The organism is Synechococcus sp. CC9311, from assembly GCF_000014585.1.
Taxonomy (GTDB): Bacteria; Cyanobacteriota; Cyanobacteriia; order PCC-6307; family Cyanobiaceae; genus Synechococcus_C.
On sequence record NC_008319.1, the window covers coordinates 903657 to 926072 of the forward strand.

The following is a 22416-nucleotide window of genomic DNA, read 5'->3' on the forward strand; positions in this document are numbered from 1 at the left end:
TTGTTGGGGGCTTGATTTAGGGGCGACGCCAGAGCAGGCCGTCTCGGGCTAGCAGCGCATCGGCAGCGGCAGGTCCCCAAGTGCGTGACTCGTAGGGATGGATGGGCAGTTTCCAGGGACTGTCTTCGATCAGTTCCAGCAGCGGGGTGTAAAGCCTCCAAGCTGCCTCCACTTCATCACTCCTAGTGAAGAGCGTTGGATCGCCCAACATGGCGTCGGCCAGAAGGCGCACATAGCCCTCATCTGATGGCTCCCCGAAGGATTCGTCATAGGAAAATTCCATCTCGACAGGCCGGCTGCGCATACCGGAGCCTGGAGACTTCACTTCAAATTTGAATTCAGCTCCTTCATCGGGCTGAATTCGCAGGATGAGCTGATTGGCTGTTGGACTGCCACCTGCAGCATCGAAGAGGTGGACGGGTGCTTCACGGAAAGTCAAAACCACTTCGCTTAGACGCTTGGCAAGGCGCTTGCCGGTGCGCACATAGAAAGGAACGCCCTGCCAGCGCCAGTTGTCGATGAACAGCTTCATCGACACGTAAGTTTCCGTGGTGCTCTGCGGATCGACGCCTGGTTCTTGCCGGTAGCCACTGAGAGGTGAACCGTCGCTGCCTCCAGGCCCGTATTGTCCGCGAACGCAGCAGTTCCAGGGTTCAAGTTCATCGGCCAGGCGTGCAGCTTGAAGAACCTTGGCTTTCTCACTGCGGATGGCCTCGGGATCAAAGCGCCCAGGGGTTTCCATGGCGGTAATCGCCAACATTTGGGTCAGGTGGTTTTGCACCATGTCGCGCAGTGCACCCGAGGTTTCGTAGTACCCGGCCCGTTCCTCAACCCCAACGGTTTCAGAGGCAGTAATTTGCACACTTGAGATGTAGTTGCGATTCCAGATTGGTTCGAAAATCGCGTTGGCGAACCGCATCACCATGATGTTTTGGACCGTTTCCTTCCCGAGGTAGTGGTCGATGCGAAAGATTTGGTTCTCTTGGCCGCAGCCTTGAACCACTCTGTTCAGGGATTGGGCGCTGCCGTAGTCCCGTCCGAATGGTTTTTCAATGACAACGCGACTTCGTTGGGGATCTTTTAAGAGGTCTGCATCGGCGAGGGCTCGGCAGCCGCTCGCATAAAACTTCGGTGACACCGAGAGGTAAAAGGTGCGGTTGCTTCGTGTGGCTCTCAGACGGTCGATCTCCTGCAGGCGACCCCCGAGCTTCACGACGTCTTCCGGTTTCTGAAGATCCACCGGCTCATAAAACATCCCGGCTGCAAATTGCTCCCATGCCTCGGGATGGTCGCGAACCTTGTCTCCCATGGCCTCCGCCATTTTGCTGCGGAATTCGTCGTCGCTCCAAGGCCTTCTGGCGCAACCCAGGATGGCAAATTCGCTGGGAAGTCGTCGTTGCTGAAATAACTCGAAGAGGGCTGGAACCAGCTTGCGATGGGTGAGGTCGCCGCTCGCTCCAAAAATCACCAGGCACTGCGGAGCGATGACTCGTTCCTGTCGCAGCCCAACCCTCAGTGGGTTCGTGATCGTTGCGGTCATGGCTACAGCACCTCTTAGGCAGGTTTAACCAGGATTTCTCGATTGGACAGCGCAATTGTTCTCACAGGCCGTGTTTTGTGGCTGTCTCCTGAAAAAACAACAGAGTTAGGCATTAAAAAAGCCCGCCAATGGCGGGCTTGATTCAGTCATATCTGAGGTTTAGTAAGTCTCAACGTGCCAACGGTGCGCCTTCTTGAGTTTGGGTCGAAGTTCAGACCAATCAAGGCCTTTGGCTTCCGCTGCGGCGGACATGGCTTCATCAATACCTGGCTCCATCCCACGCAGGCCACACATGTACACGTGCGTCTTGGGGTCCTCGATCATCGCGAAGATCTCTTCAGCGTGTTCAGACACGCGGTCTTGGATATACATCCGACCGCCTTTGGGGTTCTGTTGCTCCCGGCTGATGGCTTTGGTGTAGCGGAAATTATCGGGGTATTCCTTCTCGTAATGCAGGAAGTCAGCGTCGTAGAGCAGGTTTGCTGTTTTGGGTGCTCCCATAAACAACCATGCTTTGCCTCGGAAGTTCCAACCGTTCTCCTCTCGCTCTTTTGGCTCAAACATGCGACGCAGGTAGGTGCGCATCGGGGCGATACCGGTGCCAGTAGCCAGCATGATCACATTGGCTTCTTCGTCCTCAGGGAGGAGCATTTCCTTGCCGACAGGTCCTGTGATTTTGACCTTGCTACCCGGCTCAACATCGCAAAGGTAGGTGGAACAAACACCGTTGATGGTTTCTCCATCCTTTTCGTACTGAAGCTGGCGGACGCAGAGGGAGACGGTGTTTCCTTCGAGGTTGTCGCCGTGGCGAGTGCTTGCAATGGAGTACAAGCGAAGTTTGTGTGGCTTCCCTTTGGCATCTTCACCAGCTGGAACGATTCCGATGCTTTGACCTTCCACATATTCCAGATGTGGATCACCACCGCTCAGATCGAAAGTGATGTGCTGCACGCGACCAATCGCGCCCTCTTTGAGGAGGGAATAATTCTCGGTGACAGTTCCGAGGAAGGGGGCTTTTGGCTTGTAGAGATTCACCGGCACAGGTTTGGCCGCGGGCTTTGGCTTTGGTTTGGAAGTGGTCACAGGGGCGGAAACAGGTGGTGCAGATTGAACGGGTGCGGATTCTGGCTCTGAGCCCGCTGGACTCACGGACTGGATGCGTGCTCCCCGGGAGAGAAGAACGCAAATGGTGTCCCGAAGACGGCCGTACGAGACGTTTAAGCGAGATAGCTCTGCCCGACGCCCACCCAAGCCTGTGAAGACAATCGTGAATGCCCGTTCATCAGATGTCTGTGGTGTCGCGCTTACTCGCATTGAAAATGCCCAGATATGGCGCGACTATAAGCGTCACCACTGACTTGCCAATCAGTTTTCGCTGAATTGAGGATTCTTCCTTAGAGTCAACGACGTCAATCTCTCAGGATTAGAAGCGAAAACGGTTTGGCATCTTTCAGTGGTCTGACACAACTGAAGCGCGGCGAAATGCCCACAGGAGGGGCGATGTCGTCGCACCATCAGCCTATTGAACAGACTGTTGAAAGGATGCCTGATGGCGTACGCCGCCTTGCTGCTCAGCTTTTGACACCAGTTTCAGCAGATCAGATTTGGAATGTTCTGACGGATTACGATCAGCTCAGCGCCTTCATCCCCAACCTTGCAAGTAGTCGATTGTTGCGACGAGAAGGCAACAAGGTTTATTTGCAGCAAGAGGGGTGTCAGCAATTTCTGGGAATGAGGTTTTCGGCTTCCGTTGAGCTGGAGCTTGAAGAATTTGCTCCTGATGGAGCGTTGAAATTCAAGATGACAAAGGGTGATTTTCGGCGCTTTGAGGGAACCTGGCGGCTGAGAACCATGCCCGAGGCCACGGCCCTTTTCTACGAACTCACTGTTCAGGGTTGTTTGGGAATGCCAATAGGCCTAATCGAACAACGACTGCGTGACGATCTCACCACCAACCTCAAGGCTGTTGAAGCCGAAGCGAGACTCAGAGCTGCTCGTTAGTTATCTCGATATCTCTTCAGCGCTTGTCGGCATTGGATTCAATTGGAATTCAGTCTCTTGTCCTTCTCTGCATGAGAAAGAGAGTCGTTGTCTCCAGGCCATGGACTTGATCTCATTGATGATCTTGGCTTCTCATCTTGAGAGCACGATCTTGAGTTCATCGGCCTTGGAATGGACTTGCTCCTCCAGAGATGTCTCGATCTGAGCCCTAAGGGTCTTCTGAACCATTCATTAAAAAACTCCCCTCGAGAGGAGAGTGATGATCCAACCAGATGAAGTCTCATCTAGTGATTCAGTAGCCCCAAGGGGATTCGAACCCCTGTCGCCTCCGTGAAAGGGAGGTGTCCTAGGCCTCTAGACGATGGGGCCAAGAACGTGATCGAGAGCTCTTCCGAACTTCCGGCACCCTGTGAAATTACGGTTCAGCCTGACCCTCCGTCAAGACAACGTTCTCCTTCTCTTGACCTTGACCCTGCCAGATGGGCACGTTGAAGGTGAAACAGGCTCCTTTTTCTGGTTCCGAAATCACCCAGATCCTGCCGCCATGCACTTCAACAATGCGCCGGCAAACCGAGAGTCCAACACCAAAGCCAGAGGCCCCAGCTGATGTTTGAGGAAGCCGGACGCGGTCAAGAAAAATGCGTTGTTGTTCTTCTTCCGGAATCCCTGGCCCGCTGTCGCTGATGCTCACCTGCACCCATTGACTGGTTCGATGAAGCATGGTCAAAGAGATCAAGCCTCCGTTGGGTGTGTACTTCAGAGCGTTCTCCAGCAAATTCAGAAGCACCTGGCGCATCCTGCGCTGATCTGCAAACACCTTGGGGAGATCTGCAGGGATGTCGGTGTGGATGGTCACATCTCTACCGAGCCACAGTTTCTCCAGTTCGAGAATCGCTTCAGCGGCAACGCTGGTTAAATCGAGCCGTTGAGGGTTGAACAATGCTTCCCAGCGTGTGCTTCCCACTTCCAACAGATCCTTCGACAGCAGGGCGATTTCCTCGAGGCGTCGTTTCAGGACATCCCTGAATCGATGGATATCGATCTGGCCTAATTCCTGGCTTTGCACGGCCAACGTTGCAGCCGTGAGTGGCGTACGCAGTTCATGAGCCACCATCCTCAGCAAGCGCTCTTGAGCCTGCAGACGGTCAATCAAAGTTTCGTTTTCCTGACGCAGCACTAATAATTGATCTTCGAGCTGGAGTTCTCGTTGGGTTCTGCTGCCATCAAGTTCTGTTGGCTTCAGGCTTAAACCGAGTCCGCTCACCACCTCGTCTTGCTGCCAGCGCGGCAACCAGCCTCGGAGTTGTTGAAAGATGCTGCTGCCAGCAAAGACTTGTTTTGGTTGTGGTTGCAGCTTCACCAACGAGGGTGTGACAACCAAGCGGTGGAGTTCCAGCAACTCTGGTTGTTGGGTTGGATCTGAAATTTGAAGACTGACGTCGAACCCGCAATCTTCGTTCTGCAAAAATTCCACCAACTCGCGAAGATCGCGGCTGGACAAATGGTGGCGACCGGCAACGAGTAACAAACTCAGTTTTTGGCGCGGATTGCGATCAATCCCATCCACCGAGAGGGCTTCGCAATGTTGAGGCTTACCTTATGGGTTTTTGCTCTACCTCGCAGATCCGCTAAAAGAAGGAGAACACTCTGTTGTTACCGAGGAGACGGCATGCCCCTTCTGCCGCTTGAACAACGAGGCTCAAACCCACCCAACGGAGCACCCCCTCCTTCTGAGCGCTTGCATCTCGATAGCAATCTGAGACGGTGGTTTGCGCGCAACCTTGGCCTTTGGCGATCAAGACGTCAGTACCTTTTTAACAATGAGGAAGTCTTTTTCCTCGACATGATGATCCGGGTTGAGATCTTTTCTGAATTTCAATTCGGTGAGCCCCGCTACCGATTCAGTTGGTGGCCTGAACGCGACACCGACTTTTTTGATCAGAAGCCTCGCTACGAAAAGGCTGGTGTGATGGAAGCCACTTTGATGGGCCACCAACTTCAAAGAAATCGTGCTTATCTCGATCCAAGCCCTCATCGCACCCAAATTCGGCAGGTCGATGAACATGAGATGGTATTTGAATCCCATTACGGAGACTGGGATGTGCAGGAGTACACCCGGCTGATTGATGAGGATCGCTATCGCTCTCGAGCGATTTACAGCTGGCAAAACAACGCGCTCGAGATCGTTGAACATCACCATGAAACACGGTTAGAGGATGCTTCAGCTCCGATTCAGGCCTGAAAAAGATCCGATTTGAATCAAATTGAGTCAAATTTAGACATCTCTCCCCTAGCCCGAAACGGTGAACATGCGGCACCATGGCTGCGTATTCCGGTTTGATCCTTTGCGCCCTTTTAACCGACTCCGTTCTGCTCTGTCGGCACCATTGCTTCTGCTACCTCTCTGCTTAGCAGGTCCTGCTGCGATGGCCCAGTCGGCTGGCAAAGCGTCTTCATCGCCTGCCAGCAATGAAGATGTATTTCTCTATCGCGGCATGGGGTCGTCCTACGTATGCAATGCACGCACTGCAGGTATTGAGTTCCCGAAAGCTGTTGGCGTAGCCGCGGCAACCTATGTCCAACTCCTTAATGGACGGCATGGCGGCATGGTTGCATCCACAGGCAGCAAAAAGCTGACCAATGAGCAGTTGTTTGCTGGCGCTGAATTTCAAATCATCACCGGTGCGATGCAGTTCTGCCCCGACAAGGTTCCCGCCGATGTCAAGAAAAAGGTGGAAGAGGCGTTGAAGAAACAGAAGGCCGCCAAATAATCGGAACAAGACGAAGTGAGAGTGGAGACACCAGTTCCTAGCTTGGTGACTCCACGGAGGTGACGTCTGCACGCCAAGATCGTTGTAGATACACCTCCCCATGGCTTCCGCCTCCAGCACTGCTCCGACGATCCGGCTGAAGGATTACAAACCCTTTTCTTGTCGTATTCCATCCATTGCTCTGGATGTGGTGATCGGTTCCGATGCCGTTGAGGTCACCTGCCGCATGGAGCTGACGCCGGTGTTGGGATCGGAGCCCCAAGCGCTTGAGCTTCAAGGGGTGGATTTGCGATTGCAATCGATCGCGATCGATTGCAACGAACTCAATCCTTCCGACTACAGCCTTACCGCGGAAGGACTGGTGATTCACCAGCCCCCGCAGGTGCCGTTTCAGCTCACGACGGTGTGCGTGATTGACCCTCAGGCCAACACTTCGCTGGAAGGCTTGTATGCCAGTGGGGGAATGTTGACCACCCAGTGCGAAGCCGAGGGGTTTAGGCGGATTACATATCATCCGGATCGCCCCGATGTTCTAAGTCGGTTCACCGTTCGCATCGAGGCCGATCGCGAGCGTTATCCGGTATTGCTCTCTAATGGCAATGCCTTAAGTGCGGGGCCACTCGCTGGAGATCCCACACGCCACGAGGTGACTTGGGAGGACCCATCTCTAAAGCCCTCCTATCTGTTCGCGTTAGTGGCCGGAGATCTTCACGAGGTTCGGGATCGGTTCGTGACCCTTTCAGGCCGCAATGTGTGCCTGAGGCTTCATGTTGAGCCAGGCGATGAGCCCTTCACTGCTCATGCCATGGAGTCGTTAAAGCGTTCGATGGCCTGGGATGAGCAGGTTTATGGCTTGGAATATGACCTTGATGAGTTCAACACCGTTGCGGTGCGCCACTTCAACATGGGCGCGATGGAGAATAAGAGTCTGAATATTTTTAACTCCAAGTTGGTTCTTGCCGATGCGGAAACAGCATCAGATGCCGAACTGGAGCGGATTGAAAGTGTTGTTGCCCACGAGTACTTTCATAATTGGTCTGGTAATCGCATCACCTGTCGCGATTGGTTTCAGCTGTCGTTAAAAGAAGGACTCACTGTCTTTAGGGATCAATGTTTTACAGCTGATCTTCATTCAGAGGCCTTAAAACGTATTGAAGATGCGGCAATGCTCCGCAACACGCAGTTTCGAGAAGATGCTGGCCCCACTGCCCATCCGGTGAAACCAGATTCTTACCAGGCGATTGACAATTTCTATACGACCACGATTTACGAGAAAGGTGCTGAGTTAATCCGCATGCTCAGAACGCTTTTGGGCGAGCAACGATTCATGCGTGGGATGGCTCTCTATTTCAAACGCCATGACGGTGAAGCTGCCACGACGGACGACTTTGTGTCGGCGATTGCTGAAGGTGCGTGCATTGAGGGTGAACGCCTTGGCTTTGATTTAGAACAGTTCAAGCGTTGGTATGACCAAGCTGGTACTCCCACGGTGACGGTGAAACGTGACTGGGATGCCACTCGCGGGGTCTTGCGCCTAAGCCTGCGTCAAAGCACGCCACCAACGCCGGGGCAACCACACAAGCAGCCCCTTGTGATTCCCTTGCTTTGGGCCCTGGTCCCAGCCAATGGTGTGCCTGGGGAAGAGCAGCTCCTTGTCCTGGATCAGGAGGAGCAAACGCTTGAACTCATGGGTTTGCCTTGTTCAGAACAGCCCCCTGCTCTTTCACTCTTCAGGCAATTTTCTGCTCCAGTGCACTGGGAGGCGAGTCAAGAACCAGCTGAGTTGTTCACCCTTTTGGCTGGCGACAACGATCCATTCGCCCGTTGGGATGCGGGACAACAACTGTGGAGAAGGATGTTGCTGGCTCGGGCATCTGAAAGCCCGAATGCCGAACTGGAACACCAGATGGTGGAGGCTTTGACCGTGCTCCTGGCCCCGGATGGAGAACAGGATCCTGCAGTGCTTTCCACTTTGATGGCATTCCCTGGTGGCCCTGAGTTGGAAGCACTTCAGCAGGAGGCTGATCCCCCAGCTCTGTATCGAGCGGCTTGCGAGCTCCGCGAGCAATTGGGTCACTCTTTGGCCCCACTGCTGCGCGAGCGGCTGAATCAGGTGGCGGCCGAGCTTGCATTGGCTTGGCCCGAAGGGCAGGGACAGCGACAACTCACCGGTTTGATCTGGGCTTGGCTTGCTGCAGCCGGTGATCCAGCGGTGCGCGCCAATGCTTTGACTGCTGTGAGTGGTCCTTCAATGACCTTGGCACGCGCAGCTCTAAGGGCGCTACAGCCTTTGGATTGTCCAGAACGAGAGGAAGCGTTGCGCCAATTCCACGACCGTTGGCAAGAGAAGCCAGTGATCTTTGACAGTTGGTTTGCCTTGGAAGCGTCGACGCCTCGCGCGGATGGACTGCAACGGGTGACTGCTCTCTTGCAGCATCCACGCTTTGATCCGATGGCGCCCAATGCGGTGCGTGCGGTTTTGGGTGGATTCGCTGGAAACCTTTTGGTATTCCACGCGGAAGATGGCAGCGGCTATCGCTTTATGGCTGAACAAATCATTGCCTTGGATCAGCGCAATGCGATTACCGCGTCGCGCTTGGCCAAGGTTTTCAGTCGCTGGGCGACTTACAGCAGCAAGCGTCAAGCGCTTGTGAAGGCAGCGCTGGATCAACTTTCCGCTGCTCAGCTTTCCTCTAACACCCGCGAAGTTGTGGAGATGATGTTGGGATAAAAGTTGCTCTCATCATCATTGTTGATGTTTGAAGAGAGAGGTCGTTGTTGATTTTCTCTCTTCACGCTTCAGTTGAATGCGATGCAAGCTCTTTGTCTTGAGTTGTAATCATTATTGACGCCCCATCTGCGTAAATACTTTTTTGCGGAATTGAGCCCCTTCTGCTCCTGAATGTAGTCCCCATAATCCTTCCCAGTAAAAGTAGATCACCCCATATCCTCGATCATTGGCTAGCCGTACTTTTTCCTTTAATACTTTCATCGAAGTTGTTCGCTTGCCAAATCCGGCAAGGACACCTATTTGGATGGGGATGCCCCATTCTTGCGCTTTGCGTAGGGCGGGTTGATCGAGATCTTTGGCATATCCCCTGAGGGAATAGGCATAGTTTTGAACAACGAGATCATCAATCAGCTGTCCCACGGCCCAGAGCTCCCAATCTTGAAGCCAGTTGTTGTAAGCAAATCGAAATGGTCCTGGTGACAAGCTGATGCGAACTGGCAGCGACTCTTGTTCCAAGCGGATACGAAGGTCGCGAAGTAAACCCGTGAGTTTGCGGCGACGCCAGGTCATCCAATAGCGATTGGTGTAATCGCGGGGCGGTGCAATGCCAAATTCATTTTTATAAAGCGCTGATGTGTAAGGGTCGTACCCCAATTCCACAGGCCAAGCGAAGTGGTCATCGAGTTGCAGGCCGTCCATTCGGCAACGTTTCATCACTTCCACCACGAGGCCGATGAAGCGCTGACGCACTTGTGGGTGTGCTGGATTAAGCCACACCATCTCCTTGCCATGCATCTTCATCACCGGGTCACCATTGGCCCGAGACAACACCCAGTCCGGATTGTCTTGGACCACCTTTGCTCCGGCGGGCTCCATTAATCCGTATTCAAACCAGGGAACCACTTTCATCCCACGCTTGTGCGCTTCCTGGCTCAAGGTGCAAATGGGGTCAACCGTCACACCAGCAGCCTTTAAAGATGGCTCAAGCGGGGCAAATTCACTGGTGTGAAAGGTTGTTCCACGACTCCAAACATTGGGATAAAGCACAGAAAATCCTGCTTGCTCAAGCTCATCCACCGCTTGTTTGATCTTGCGTTGGTCGTAGTAGAGCGGACTAGGGCTATTGGTGAGCCAGACACCTAGTGCCTGTTTTCTCTCAACACTTGGTAAACGACTTTTGCTCAGCAATACGTTTGTGGCTTGGCCAAACGTGGCTGGCGGGGCCATAAGCAGGGTGAATGGCAGGCTGAGGGCCCAAAAGAAACGTCGCAACACCACGGATCAATCTTGGGTTGAGTTAGCGGAACATCGAGCTAACAGAACTTTCCTCATGGATGCGCCAAATTGCTTCGCCCAGCATGTTGGCGACAGACAGCACATGCAGCTGGGGAAAGGCATGGTTGGACGCGATTGGGATGCTGTTGGTGACCACGACCTGCTCGAACAGTCCCTCAACAGACAGGCGTTCGATCGCTGGTGGAGAGAAAACGGGATGGGTGGCACAAGCAATGACGCCAGTTGCACCTTGCTCTCTTAGCAACTTGGCACCAGAGCAGATCGTGCCCCCGGTATCGATCATGTCGTCGATCAGGATTGCCGTGCGTCCGCTGACATCGCCAATCACGGTGAGGCTTTCAGCCATGTTGTGACCGGTTCGGCGCTTATCGATGATGGCCAGAGGAGCACCGTTCATTTGTTTTGCAAAGGCCCTCGCTCGGGCCACGCCACCCACGTCAGGAGACACCACCACCACTTCTCCCAGGTCTTGGGCGGCGAGATAATCCACAAGTACGGGAGAGCCGTAAATGTGATCACAGGGAATATCGAAATACCCCTGGGTCTGAGCGGAGTGCAGATCCATCGCCAGCACCCGATCGACGCCTGATTTAACGAGCAGATTGGCGGTGAGCTTGGCTGCAATCGACTCTCGACCGGCTGTTTTGCGGTCTGCCCGTGCGTATCCGTAGTAAGGAACCACCGCGGTGATCTGTCGTGCCGATGCCCGTCTGCAGGCATCGACCATGATCAGAAGCTCCATCAGGTTGTCGTTCACCGGAGCGCAGGTGGGTTGGATCAGGAAGACATCGCAGCCGCGAATCGATTCCTGAATTTGTACGTACAGCTCACCGTCGGCGAAGCGTTTGCAAACCTTGGGGCCATCAGGCACACCCAAGTAGGCCGCAATTTCACGGGCTAGTGCGGGATTTGAGGTGCCGCTAAATAGGCGAAGACGTCGCGTGTCGTGCTGCAACTTTTCTTGCTCTGCTCGGGCAGCGGTGAGAAAACTTGTCACGATGCCCGCGCTTAAGAACGGCGATGAACCGATCGTAGTGGTGCATCGTCTTCCTATCCATAAACGGTGTGGATCGGATCTCCCTAGGGTCGCTAGATGCTCGATTTCACCTTGGCTCTTGTTGGAGCTGGACCCCTTCCTGAGCTCTCGATGCGCGAGGGTGCTCGTCAGCTTGTCGATCGCTTCTCGGCTGAGTTGGTGCCGTTGGCCTGTGCTTCGGAACCTCACAGCGGCTTGGAGGCGCTGGCATCACTTCAGCGCGACAGAAACCACCCCACACTGCTTTGTTTGAGCGGTGATGCGGCGATGGCGCAAGGCTCCTCCGGAAGCTGGATGGATGCGCTTGGCGCTTGGCGTTGTCCTGTATTGCTGTTGGCCGAGCCCAATGCAGCTGGTTTAATCCCTGGCATGGCACCAGCTTCTGTCGCCCTGTGTCATTCCCTAAATATTCCTTTGCTTGGTTTGGCGCAACTTGGGGGTAGCTGGGATCAGGCGGCCCGCCGAATGGATGGCTTGCCCTGGTGTGGTCACTTGGACACAACTGACGATGATGGGACTGCTTCTGATGAGCTGGCCCGTCTCATTCAGCAGCGTTGGATACGCATGAATCCAGAGATGAACGCTTTGGCGCGTTGATTCTCGAAGCTGGCAGATGTTCTGTAACGACAAGTAGGCAATCCCTATCCAAAGGTGAATGAGGTTGGTTTGCCTGCTGTCCGGCCTTTTGCTTGTTTTCAATGCCGGGGAACCTCTGGCAATTCTCAGATTGGTCTCAAGTGAGACAGACAGCGTGTGATTTCAAGGGAAATGATCATTGTGTCTTGCAGTTCCTTGTATGGGCTTCCTTGCTGTCGCTAGTTGCTTGGCTCTTGCCGCTGTCGTCTCGAATGCACTGATTGAAAACTGGTGATTGATGTGCAACGCATTTGTGTCACTTGAATAATCCACGAGTGTGTCTTTGTGCCACTTGAGTGGGCCTTGCACAATGATCCTTTTTTAGAAACATCCTGTCAACGAATCTGATCTGCTGTGTGAATATTGAATTTGGGCTTTCGATCTTTTTGTTAAATGGGAATTTGTAAGTTGATATAATTTTTTGTTTGCTTGAATTCGTTGGAAACCGATACACTACGGGATGATTGCCAAGGCTTGCTTTAAATTAAATAATTTAAGGGGTGAGTGTTTTTAAATTTTTATAGAGGAGATTGTTGAGTCACGTATGATTGATTCTGCGCACTTTCTACTACTGAATTTAAAGTGTTGACGAATTAGATCAGCATGATTTGACTGAATGCATTCATTTTTTATGAGTCTTCTTGCTTTTGGCGTGGGAATGCTTGGATGACAGATGAAGAAGGTTTGAGGCCTTTGATTGATCCTCAGTTTTAGTGAGTTTCGTTACCAAATTCCAAGTGTCCTGCGGTGAAAGCTCTCCCTCATCGCTCCACTTAAGGCTGGAAAGATGTTGAGCTGACATGTTGGTTAAATCATTGACGAGAACCTAGGAGGAGTAGCAGTGCCCTCGTTAGCGCTTGAGCAGCTTGTTAACGGGAGAAATTATGAAGAAAGCTCGTTCTGATACAAAAGATCGACCAAGTGTTCAGGATTAACGCTTCTCGTTTAAGGATCTATCAACTCTGGTCATCATTGTGACAACTACACGTGTGTCACTAAAAGCCGCCGCGGCTCTACAAATGGCAGCTTTTCACCCTGGTTGATGTCTAGAAAATATCCATTAGTCCTGGTATTGAAGCTGCGATTCAAGGTGGACAATTAGCACTGATGTCCAGCGCATCAAGGGCTTCATCGTTGAATCTTGGTAGCTCTTGTGGTCTTGATAGGCACCGTTTTCTGATCGTATGGACTGCCGCAGGAGGTGAATTTGACCTTTGAGGGTTATTTAACAATTGAGGGTTATTTAACAATTGAGGGAGGGCTCGCGCCTCAACCTCTCGATCAGTTCTGCGCTGGCCAGATTGGCAGGCTCAGATCCGGCTTCAATTCGCGCAGTCTCTGCTGACCAGCTCGAGGTGCAAGCGGAAGCTCCGTAATGACAGGTGCCGAGGGTGCGCTGATTGCTGCAGCCATTAGGCTCAGCATCTCCGAGGCGCTGATGTCTGTTGTGACCTGGTTGGAGAACACATTCAGTAGCTCAGGTATCACTGTGACGGCATCGATTTCAGCTAACTGCTGATGCACTCCTTGGAGAAGTAGGCGTTGTCTTACTCTTCGCTGATGGTCGTCATTGGGCTTGGGCTTATGACGTGCGAGTTGTTCCGCCTGGGCGCCATTGAGCGTTTGCAGTCCTGCTTGCAGATTCACGTTGTACCCCTGGGATTTGTCCTCGTACTTGTAGGTCTGATTTAAATTGACTTCGATATCTCCAAGCCCTTCCACGAATCTGCGCAAGCTCTGTCTGGAGAGGACCAGGTAACGATCTGGCTTGTTCGTCGGCAGATCAATGAGCTCGCCTACGACGTCGGAGGTGAGTGCGATTCCGCCATGTTTCCACGTTGTGGAAAGAGCTTGCATCTCCTCGACTCCTGGCAGTTGAACTGCCAGCTCTGTCGGCAATTGCAAAATTTGAACGGGTTGTTTCTTGCCGATATTGACCAACATCAAGCTGTCGGCGTTGCTGGGTCCTTGCGGCGCCGCTTGGTTGGATGTGGCATTAATGGTGTCAGCGTCGAGGCCGACGACCAGCACCATCACGGCTTGTTCTGGGAGCGGAGCGAGAGCTAGAGATCCGTTGGACGACTGCACATCGGCGCCTTCTGGGTCTGGTTTGGGCCAAACCGTTGCAAGCGCTGTGCCCGCTAGAACCGTGCCCAGCAAGGCAGCACCAATCCTCAGGAGACTGCGTCCAGGGCGGTCGCCTAACCAGCCCTTGCTCTGCTTTTGCTGCGAGTCCTCACTCAACGCTGGATCCCCCATGCGTGATGGTTTGATGATTGATCAGACAGTCTTGCTCACTCTCGCTGAATTGGGAATCAAAGGCCTAGGAGAAAGCTGAAATTAGATGTTGATTGGAGATGAATGACTTGATTGATATCAGTTGTCTGAGTGAATTTGACGGGTGTAAAATAATTTGTTGGAAGGCGAGTCTAGGGAAGTAATGGTCAAGTAATTAAGAAGAAGGTCTTGACTATTGCTTGTTGCTTCTCATTGAGTTGTTTGCTGTTGTTTCTCTGGGCGATTTTTCGAGTGTCTTTTAAAAAAGAGCAGCATCCCCTAGCTCTTGTCCAGCCATTCCCTCTTTGTTGACCCTTGCAAAGAACTGTTCGAGGGTGTCATCGCCAAAAGAGGGGGTTGCATCGGGGTCATAGCAATCACGTGTCTCGTCCCAGACCAGCATCGATTCACTTGCGTAATAACAGCCGATACGGGCGAATTCGGCTGTGTCTTCAACCGCTGGTACAAGCACTGCCACTTTTTCTAAAATGGCAGTTGGAGCATTCATGACTGCTATCGGTAATGACAGCATTCTGGGCGAGCGGCCAAGTGTTTTAAAAAGTATTTCCCCTTGTGTGCGTGCGCTGAGCGCGGGACCAGGTCCGCCGATGGGCAAGACTTGATTCACTTTGTCTGCTTCATTTACACAATTAGCTAAGAAGCATGCAAGATCTTTTTCGCTGATTGGCTTGCAACTTGTCAGCTCTCCATTCCCAAACATGACATAAGGTGCACCTTTTTTGCAGCTCTCAAATTGGCCGGCAATGCTTTTGAAAAAAGCTGTTGGGCGAACGATCGTATGAGTGATTTCTGTGTCTTCCCTAAGCAGAGTTTCGAAGGCAAGCTTCGCTTTCTGAAATTCTAAAATTGGCTTTTGTACGCAGATGGCTGAAAGCATCACGAAATGCGCTACGCCAGCCTTCCTCCCTTCGTTGTAGGTGTTGAGATTGGCTTGATAATCAATCGCCCATGAATCCTTCTTGCCGCCTGTTCTCGATGCAAGGCAAGAAATCACGACATCGGTGGGTTCACTGAAGGCATGCGTTGCAAGTGAAGTGGGATTGGTGACATCGCCAAATCTCACTTCTGCGTCAGGGAAATCGGCTACGACGTCTGCTTCACTTTTGCGCCCTCCGATTCCGCTGGATTCGCGGGCAAATGCCATCACTTGATATCCACGCCTTACCAGCTCTTTCACAACAAATCGTCCGATGTACCCAGTGGCCCCGAAGACGGCCACCCTCACTTGATCCGGAGAACGTTCTCGAAAATCATGGCGCGGTAAGAGGGGGGCGAGCACGTCGTTAGCAGATTGATCTGAACCAACGCTAGGGCGTGTATCTTCCGTTTTCAAACGAAGCGAGTTAGCAGATCTCAGTGATTGCGATGGGCTTGAGGAAAGAGCCTCGATCCTTGTTGAGACGCTCCGTAAGATCACAAAGGTCGGATCATTTGTATTCCCTTCGACCATCCAGCACCCCGAATGTTTTGCTTCGATGGTTAATCACTCCAGAAGCGAAAGGGATCGGCGGGTGGGTGTACTCCTTCACCCCACAGCTTTGCCGGACTCACCGGTGTGTGGAAGCTTTGGACGATCAGCCCGTGAATGGTTGAAGGCTTTGGCGAGCCATGGCGTCAGCGTTTGGCAGATTTTGCCCCTTGCTCCGCCTGATGGCACAGGGTCTCCGTACAGCTCACCCTCCAGTTTTGCCTTAAATCCTTGGCTCCTGGATGCCGAAGATTTGGCAGAAGAGAGCTTTTTAGAGTCCAGTGATCTGGGGCGTCTCCCTGGTGCTGATGCCAAGGCGGAATCGCCTGCCGTACTGGACTTTCATCTGGCCGATGCGCGTGCTGCTGCACTGGCTCGCGCGCTTGCAGCCCATTGGCCTCAGCAGTCTTCTGCGCGTCAACAAGAATTTCAACGGTGGAGGGTTGACCAAACCCATTGGCTCACGGATCACGTCAATTTCGTGGTGCTGCGTGATCAACACAACGGTTTGCCTTGGTGGTCTTGGCCCCATCCGCTCGCAGTTCAGCAACCTGCTGCCTTGGCTCAATGGCGTCTTCAGCATGGTGAAGCACTGCTGGAGCAGGAACTTCTTCAGTGGCATCTCGATCGACAGTGGCAATGCCTGCGCGTGCAAGCTCGAGATTTAAACATCGAGATTCTTGGTGATCTGCCCTTTTATGTGGCTCGCGATAGTGCTGATGTTTGGAGCCATCGATCCTTATTTTCTATTGCTGCTGATGGACGTTTACGGCTTCAAAGCGGAGTGCCTCCCGACTATTTTTCGGAGACCGGTCAGCTCTGGGGGACGCCGGTTTATAGCTGGGCTCGACATCGGCGAACTGGATTTCGTTGGTGGCGTAATCGCTTAAGGCGCCAGTGGAGGCTTGCTGATCGGTTGCGCTTGGATCATTTCCGCGCTTTGGCTGGTTTTTGGGCGGTCCCCGGCGATGACGACACGGCTCAAAATGGGGTTTGGCAGCGTTCACCCGGCCATGAGTTGTTGCAGCTCCTGCGTCGAGACGCGGGAGGGACGCTTCCCATCGTTGCCGAAGATCTTGGCGTGATCACGCCGGATGTGGAACGGCTCCGTGATCGCTTTCGTTTACCAGGAATGAAAGTTCTGCAGTTCGCCTTTGATGGCAACCCAAGCAACCCTTATCTGCCGCGCAATATCAAAGGACGCCAGTGGGTGGTGTACACCGGTACTCATGACAACCCCACAACGATGGGGTGGTGGCAGCGACTTGATGAATCGTCTAGGCGCCAGGTGGGTGAGCTGCTGGGGTGTCATGTTGAAGCACCCGGATGGCAATTGATGGAACTCGGGATGGAAACGTCCGCTGAACTCGTGGTGTCTCCGTTACAGGATTTGCTGCATTTGGATGATCAAGCTCGCTTCAATACTCCAGGCACTGTTGGCGGCAATTGGTGCTGGAGGATGAGCGCTTTTGATGAGGCCCTGCAGGGTGCTCTTAAGGGTTATGGCGAGAGAGCTGCGGCCTGGGGCAGGTGATAAGAGCCGGGTTGGTTGGTTTTAGGAGCGAGCGCCTGTCCGTTCCAGCTCACCGAGTCGGCCTCGCCAGGAGGAGGTTGGATGCTGAGGTCAACTGGTGGTAGCAGCTGCAAGGTCACGGTTCCGGTAGCGCCTTGAAGGTTGGTTCGATCTCCTCCTTCACTGCTCAGGCTGATCTGCCGTGGTTGGGTGAGGTTGATTGCTAAAACGCCGGGTCTTGTGAGTTGATCGAGAGGTAGAGACGTTTGTTCCGGCCCGGCAGTGACCACCTCTTCCAGCGGGCGCAAGCCTTTCAAAATCTGATCAGAATCGAGTGGTGTATTGATCGGGATTGGCCTTGGCGAGAAGGCATTGATTTTGATCAGATGACGTTGTTGATGGTTCAAGGCCAGAATCGATCCGATCATCACAGCGCCGTAGACCACGCTCCCTTGCCAGGTGGTGAAGATGTCAATGCTGCCGAGAGTGAAACGCGTGCCTCGACCATTGGTCGCTAGGCGATCCGATCCTGGTCTGTTGGGCAGGGCTGTACTAAGGCTGTTTGTTGGAAGGTCGAAATAGGATTCCAACCGCTGCAACATCGCCACGAGATAGGCGGGTTCTGGGAGGCGGTCTTGCCAGCCGCGCTCAAGGGCTTCTAGGACCGGCGTTGTGATTCTCACCTCTTTCGAAAGGTCTCGCATGCTGAGACCCTTTCGTTCTCTTTGTTCTCGCAGCAGTTGTCCCGCCTCCTCCAGGGAGTTGTTGCGGCTCTCAAGTGACGTGGGAGCGTGTGGCTTGTTTTTGAGCCGTCGCCAAGGGAGGGGAAACTTCATCTCGGCGATGCCGTTATGAGGAGCACTCGTTCCGTTCCAAACGGATCGAAGTCCATTCTGAACGTGTTAACTCACGCCAGTGGCCTTCCGGCAAAGAACCGAGATCAATGGAGGAGATCGCTGTTCGTTGAAGATCCAATACCGGGTGGCCAAGAGCATCGGCCACTCTGCGGATTTGGCGATTCCTTCCCTCTCTGAGGATCACTTTTAAAAGGGATTGGTTCGCTCCTTGTTTCAGAAGAGAAACCTCTGCCGGTTGTGTGGGTACGCCATCCAATTCCACACCGTTGCACCAGCGATTCAGTGTTGTGTTGGTGGGCGTGCCTCTGACCTGAACCTTGTAGGTCTTGCTGTGGGAGTAGCGGGGGTGAGTGAGCTGCAAGGTGATCGCACCTTGATTGGTTAATAGGAGCGCTCCTCGGCTGTCTCCATCCAGCCGGCCAACGGGGTGGAGACCTCGCCGGAGAGACTTTGGAATGAGATCGAGAACAGTTTCACGTCCTTGCGGATCACTGCAGCTGCTGATCACCCCCCGGGGTTTGTTGAGCAGGATCAGCCTGGGTCTTGATGCGTGAGAGAGGGGACGGCCATCCACCTCGATGCGGTCGATGCTTGGATCGGCTTGGTCGCCAAGTCCAGCTGTGACTTGATTCACCGTGACCCTGCCTTCGCGCATCAGCTCTTCAGCGTGTCGTCGCGAACAGATCCCTGCAGCTGCGATCAGTTTTTGCAACCGTTGGCGGGTCACCAGTTCACTCCTTGGCATCGATCAGTGATCATCGTTGGACAGCACAAATGCCATCGTCTCTTCCACCGTTTTGGCTCCGTAATGGCTCATTCTGTTAAGCAGAAAACAGCGGTCACAACGTGAAGAAAATTGTAAAAAGTGGTAGTTTAGGAAACGTAAGAGTTTCGTAATTGCTAATGGCGCCATTGGCTCTGCTTCCCGATGCGGACCTTGTGCGTTCGTATTTACGAGACATCGGCCGAGTGCCGTTGTTGAGCCATCAGCAGGAGATCACCCTGGGCCGTCAGGTGCAGGAACTGATGGATTTAGAGGCGCTAGAAGCGGAACTCAAGGATCAACGTGGCGGAGAAGAGGTCGCGAGAGATGAATGGGCTAAAGCTGCTGGCATGAGTGCAGCGCAGTTAAAGCGAAAGCTGCAGGCAGGCCGCCGGGCTAAGGAGCGGATGGTGGCCGCCAACTTGAGGCTGGTGGTGAGCGTCGCGAAGAAATACACCAAGCGGAATATGGAACTGCTGGATTTAATCCAGGAGGGAACGATTGGTTTGGTGCGTGGAGTGGAGAAGTTTGATCCCACCCGGGGCTACAAGTTCAGTACCTATGCGTACTGGTGGATTCGTCAGGGCATCACCCGCGCGATTGCGGAGAAGAGCCGAACCATTCGCTTGCCGATCCACATCACCGAAATGTTGAACAAGCTGAAGAAAGGCCAACGGGAGTTGAGCCAAGAGCTCGGCCGCACCCCATCGGTGACGGAACTGGCGTCATTTGTGGAACTTCCAGAGGAGGAAGTGAAGGATCTGATGTGCCGTGCCCGCCAGCCTGTGAGTTTGGAGATGAAGGTGGGCGATGGCGACGACACCGAATTGCTGGAACTGCTGGCGGGTGATGGTGAACTGCCGTCAGATCAGGTGGAAGGTGAATGCTTGAAGGGAGACCTGCGGGATCTATTGAGCCAGCTGCCTGAATTGCAGGGAAAAGTGTTGCGAATGCGCTATGGAATGGATGGAGAAGAGCCGATGAGCCTCACGGGTATTGCTAAATCGATGAAGATGAGTCGCGATCGGACGCGAAGACTCGAGCGTGAAGGCTTGGAGATGCTCCGTAGGGGTGACGAACAACTCCAGGCCTATGTCCTTGTTTAAAACTTGAATTAGAAGAATTCGTCAAAGTTGTCGAAGTCAACTGCTTTGAAATTGCCTGACTCCACTTGAGTCATTAACCGTTCCAGTTGCACCCATAAAGCTCCTCCTGTGAGGAGCGAAAGCAGCATGGAAACTAAGTATCCAGCGCCTGAAGCGAAGCCGAAGATTTGAAGCGACCCTCCGATGAAAAGGGTGATTCCGAGGAGAGTACCGGCATAACTCATCGTGACTTCTGCCGTTCCAAGTGGCAAAAGAGCGAGGCGATCTTGCTTCCAGCCGTCTAATCGAATCTGGATCAGCTTCGCAAAAGTGAGGCCGCACAACACACCGATCGCTAGCCCCAGGCCTGCTATTAGATAGGGCGGTTGATTGATGGGCGTGTATTCCAGAAAGATTTCACTGGGATCAAGATCACCAAAGAAATCACTGAGTGCATCGAGGTCGGCTTGATCTAACTCGATGGGCATGAGTTCAGGGGCTAATCCCATAACAGTGAGGTTGTGAGTTTGAGGTGAAAGCGTTGGGGGACCCTAAGCGGGAGCTAGTGGGTTCAGTTGCTGCAGCATGCGCCCAGCAATGCGACGAGGGCTAAAGGTTCGTCCGATCAGGGAGGTCAGGGACCTGATGTCTTCCGTACTGAGGCGATCGTCACGCACAAGGGTGAGCAGCATTCGCCTGCGTAGGTCTGCGCCATCCTTACTCAGCAATAAGCGCAAACCTGCCCCTGCAACTGGAATGAGCTCAGCACCAGGTGTGGGAGCGTCACTGCCCACGACTTCTAGCAGGCTTTCCAGTCGTTCGAGGCGAAGATGACCTTCGGAATCGAACAAGACCTCTAGAAGCTTTTCGCGCATCTCTTTGGTATCTCCAGCTAAGAGACGTTTGGCCACGTAGGGGTAGGCCACTGCAATGATTTTGAAATCTGGGTCAAGACGCAGGGCAAGACCTTCCTGGCTCACAACGGCACGGATGATGAGGGCGAACCGAGCTGGCACTCGGAATGGATAGTCGTACATCAATTCCGAAAAGCGATCGGTAATGGCTTTGAAATTGAAGGTGCCCACGGAATCACCCAGGCTTCCGCCCAACACTTCTCTCAGCGGAGGAATGATCGACTCAAGATCTGCGTTAGGTGCCAAAAATCCCAACTGTTGGAAATCGTTGGCCAGGGCAGAAAAGTCTTTATTGATGAGGTGAACGACCGCACCAGTGAGTGTTAAACGGTCGGAATCACTGATGGAGTCCATCATTCCGAAGTCCACGTAGGCCACGTGACCGAGATCTCCAGTTTGACCACTCAGGGCAAATAAGTTCCCTGGGTGAGGATCTGCATGGAAGTATCCGTATTCGAGAAGTTGTTGTAGGCCGCTGATTACACCTGTGCGGATGAGGGCTGGGGGATTGAGACGTTGAGATTTCAACTCCTGCCGATCTCTCATCTTGGTCCCATGAATCCAGGAGGTGGTGAGCACTCGCTTTGCTGAAAGCAATCGCTCTACTTTTGGAATTGTGACGGCTGGATTATCAGCAAACAGGGTTGAAAAGCGTTCGGCGTTGTCGGCTTCGCAGTAGTAATCAATTTCTTCAAACAAACTGCGACCAAACTCATCGATAATCTCTCCCAATCCGAAGCCCAAGTTGAGAGGCAGAAAAGGTGCTCCCAAAACGCCCAAGGTGCGAATCAGCACCATGTCACGGCGCAAAATAAAGGCGAGATTGGGCCGCTGCACCTTCACCGCAACCCAATGCTGACCATGCAAACGCGCCTTGTAGACCTGACCCAGGCTGGCTGCCGCAACAGGCACGGTGGGGAAGTCTTCGAAGAGTTGCTCCACCGGAGCTCCTAGCTCCTCTTCAACGGTTTGTAGTGCGATTGCGTGGTCGAAAGAGGGGAGATCGTCCTGAAGCTTGGTGAGTTCATCGAGCCAATCACGTCGGATCAGATCAGGCCGTGTGGACAGGGCTTGTCCCACTTTGATGAAACAAGGCCCTAGATTTGTAAGAGTTCGAAGAAGGGTTCTCGCCAGTTTGCGCTGCACCTCGGAATCTTTACTTCTGCCACGAAGCAGCAAGCTGACCACTAAACCAGTTAGTGCCCAGACGATTTGGAATATCCGCGGTAGATAAATCCAGGGTCTCAATAAGAGCCAGCGCGCATCTTTTCCAGGCGCGTAACGCATGCGTGTTTCTGAAGAGTCTTTCAATTGCGTGTTGTCGGCCAAACGGCTTCGCTCTGGCATATCCAACACGTTCGAATCTTCTGGAAGTGAATCTTAGGCAGATTGTTCCTTCAACTCGTTTAATTGGCTGTTGCGTTGCCATCGTTGTTGTGTTGTTGTCATTTCGATCCGTTGGCTGTTGTGCGAGCCCTGCCCTGCGCGATCACTGTTCGGAGTGATC

General features: G+C 53.2%; 18 protein-coding genes and 1 tRNA gene. 7 read left to right on the plus strand and 12 right to left on the minus strand.

What is annotated here, in order from left to right; translation table 11 throughout:
- Positions 1 to 16 precede the first annotated feature (16 nt).
- Positions 17 to 1540: a glucose-6-phosphate dehydrogenase gene (zwf, locus tag SYNC_RS04690; protein ID WP_011618937.1), complete on the minus strand. Its 1524-nt coding sequence runs from the start codon at positions 1538 to 1540 to the stop codon at positions 17 to 19.
- Between the two features lie 159 nt (positions 1541 to 1699).
- The gene (locus SYNC_RS04695; protein ID WP_011618938.1) at positions 1700 to 2854 is read right to left on the minus strand and encodes an FAD-binding oxidoreductase; all 1155 of its coding nucleotides are present in this window, start codon (positions 2852 to 2854) and stop codon (positions 1700 to 1702) included.
- Positions 2855 to 3040: 186 nt separating this feature from the next.
- Between SYNC_RS04695 and SYNC_RS04700 the strand changes: the two genes are divergently transcribed.
- Positions 3041 to 3541, plus strand: coding sequence for an SRPBCC family protein (locus SYNC_RS04700; RefSeq protein WP_011618939.1), 501 nt, complete (start codon positions 3041 to 3043; stop codon positions 3539 to 3541).
- Between the two features lie 296 nt (positions 3542 to 3837).
- Here SYNC_RS04700 and SYNC_RS04705 read toward each other — a convergent pair.
- Both SYNC_RS04705 and SYNC_RS04710 read right to left on the minus strand, forming a co-directional pair.
- Positions 3838 to 3910, minus strand: a tRNA-Glu gene (locus tag SYNC_RS04705).
- 46 nt (positions 3911 to 3956) lie between these two features.
- The gene (locus SYNC_RS04710; protein WP_011618940.1) at positions 3957 to 5108 is read right to left on the minus strand and encodes a histidine kinase; all 1152 of its coding nucleotides are present in this window, start codon (positions 5106 to 5108) and stop codon (positions 3957 to 3959) included.
- A gap of 102 nt (positions 5109 to 5210) precedes the next feature.
- Here SYNC_RS04710 and SYNC_RS04715 point away from each other — a divergent pair, with 102 nt between their 5' ends.
- From SYNC_RS04715 to pepN, 3 genes are all read left to right on the plus strand, one after another.
- Positions 5211 to 5783: a hypothetical protein gene (locus SYNC_RS04715; RefSeq protein WP_011618941.1), complete on the plus strand. Its 573-nt coding sequence runs from the start codon at positions 5211 to 5213 to the stop codon at positions 5781 to 5783.
- Positions 5784 to 5850: 67 nt separating this feature from the next.
- The gene (locus SYNC_RS04720) at positions 5851 to 6312 is read left to right on the plus strand and encodes a hypothetical protein (RefSeq protein ID WP_049750389.1); all 462 of its coding nucleotides are present in this window, start codon (positions 5851 to 5853) and stop codon (positions 6310 to 6312) included.
- Positions 6313 to 6412: 100 nt separating this feature from the next.
- Positions 6413 to 9043 carry an aminopeptidase N gene (gene pepN / locus SYNC_RS04725; protein ID WP_011618943.1) on the plus strand — a complete coding sequence of 877 codons (2631 nt, stop codon included), beginning with the start codon at positions 6413 to 6415 and terminating at the stop codon, positions 9041 to 9043.
- Between the two features lie 111 nt (positions 9044 to 9154).
- On the opposite strand, the gene SYNC_RS04730 is transcribed toward pepN, so the two are convergent.
- Together SYNC_RS04730 and SYNC_RS04735 are read right to left on the minus strand one after the other, a co-directional pair.
- Complete coding sequence (locus SYNC_RS04730; protein WP_041426942.1) at positions 9155 to 10270, minus strand: glycoside hydrolase family 10 protein; 1116 nt, start codon at positions 10268 to 10270, stop codon at positions 9155 to 9157.
- Between the two features lie 70 nt (positions 10271 to 10340).
- Positions 10341 to 11336 (minus strand): ribose-phosphate pyrophosphokinase, encoded by a 996-nt coding sequence (locus SYNC_RS04735; RefSeq protein ID WP_011618945.1) that lies wholly within the window; start codon positions 11334 to 11336, stop codon positions 10341 to 10343.
- Between the two features lie 96 nt (positions 11337 to 11432).
- On the opposite strand from SYNC_RS04735, the gene SYNC_RS04740 reads away from it, so the two are divergent.
- A complete protein-coding gene (locus tag SYNC_RS04740) occupies positions 11433 to 11972 on the plus strand; it encodes a hypothetical protein (RefSeq protein WP_011618946.1) in 540 nt (179 codons plus the stop codon).
- Between the two features lie 1320 nt (positions 11973 to 13292).
- Here the strand turns inward: SYNC_RS04740 and SYNC_RS04745 are convergent.
- Both SYNC_RS04745 and SYNC_RS04750 read right to left on the minus strand, forming a co-directional pair.
- Positions 13293 to 14270, minus strand: a complete 978-nt coding sequence (locus SYNC_RS04745) for an LCP family protein (RefSeq protein WP_041426439.1) — start codon at positions 14268 to 14270, stop codon at positions 13293 to 13295.
- A 277-nt stretch (positions 14271 to 14547) separates the two neighbouring features.
- On the minus strand, positions 14548 to 15588 hold the full coding sequence (locus SYNC_RS04750) for an NAD(P)-dependent oxidoreductase (RefSeq protein ID WP_041426943.1): 1041 nt from the start codon (positions 15586 to 15588) through the stop codon (positions 14548 to 14550).
- Between the two features lie 196 nt (positions 15589 to 15784).
- On the opposite strand from SYNC_RS04750, the gene malQ reads away from it, so the two are divergent.
- Positions 15785 to 17311, plus strand: a complete 1527-nt coding sequence (gene malQ / locus SYNC_RS04755) for a 4-alpha-glucanotransferase (RefSeq protein ID WP_011618949.1) — start codon at positions 15785 to 15787, stop codon at positions 17309 to 17311.
- On the opposite strand, the gene SYNC_RS04760 is transcribed toward malQ, so the two are convergent.
- Entirely contained in the window at positions 17278 to 18126 is an 849-nt protein-coding gene (locus SYNC_RS04760) for a RodZ family helix-turn-helix domain-containing protein (protein ID WP_041426440.1), read from the minus strand. The two genes, malQ and SYNC_RS04760, sit on opposite strands and share 34 nt — an antisense overlap.
- A 13-nt stretch (positions 18127 to 18139) precedes the next feature.
- Positions 18140 to 18874 carry a pseudouridine synthase gene (locus SYNC_RS04765; RefSeq protein ID WP_011618951.1) on the minus strand — a complete coding sequence of 245 codons (735 nt, stop codon included), beginning with the start codon at positions 18872 to 18874 and terminating at the stop codon, positions 18140 to 18142.
- A gap of 176 nt (positions 18875 to 19050) precedes the next feature.
- Here SYNC_RS04765 and SYNC_RS04770 point away from each other — a divergent pair, with 176 nt between their 5' ends.
- Positions 19051 to 20016: an RpoD/SigA family RNA polymerase sigma factor gene (locus SYNC_RS04770; RefSeq protein WP_041426441.1), complete on the plus strand. Its 966-nt coding sequence runs from the start codon at positions 19051 to 19053 to the stop codon at positions 20014 to 20016.
- 8 nt (positions 20017 to 20024) lie between these two features.
- Here SYNC_RS04770 and SYNC_RS04775 read toward each other — a convergent pair whose 3' ends face one another.
- Together SYNC_RS04775 and SYNC_RS04780 are read right to left on the minus strand one after the other, a co-directional pair.
- Complete coding sequence (locus SYNC_RS04775) at positions 20025 to 20504, minus strand: hypothetical protein (protein ID WP_011618953.1); 480 nt, start codon at positions 20502 to 20504, stop codon at positions 20025 to 20027.
- Positions 20505 to 20546: 42 nt separating this feature from the next.
- On the minus strand, positions 20547 to 22196 hold the full coding sequence (locus tag SYNC_RS04780) for an AarF/ABC1/UbiB kinase family protein (protein WP_041426944.1): 1650 nt from the start codon (positions 22194 to 22196) through the stop codon (positions 20547 to 20549).
- Positions 22197 to 22416: the final 220 nt, after the last annotated feature.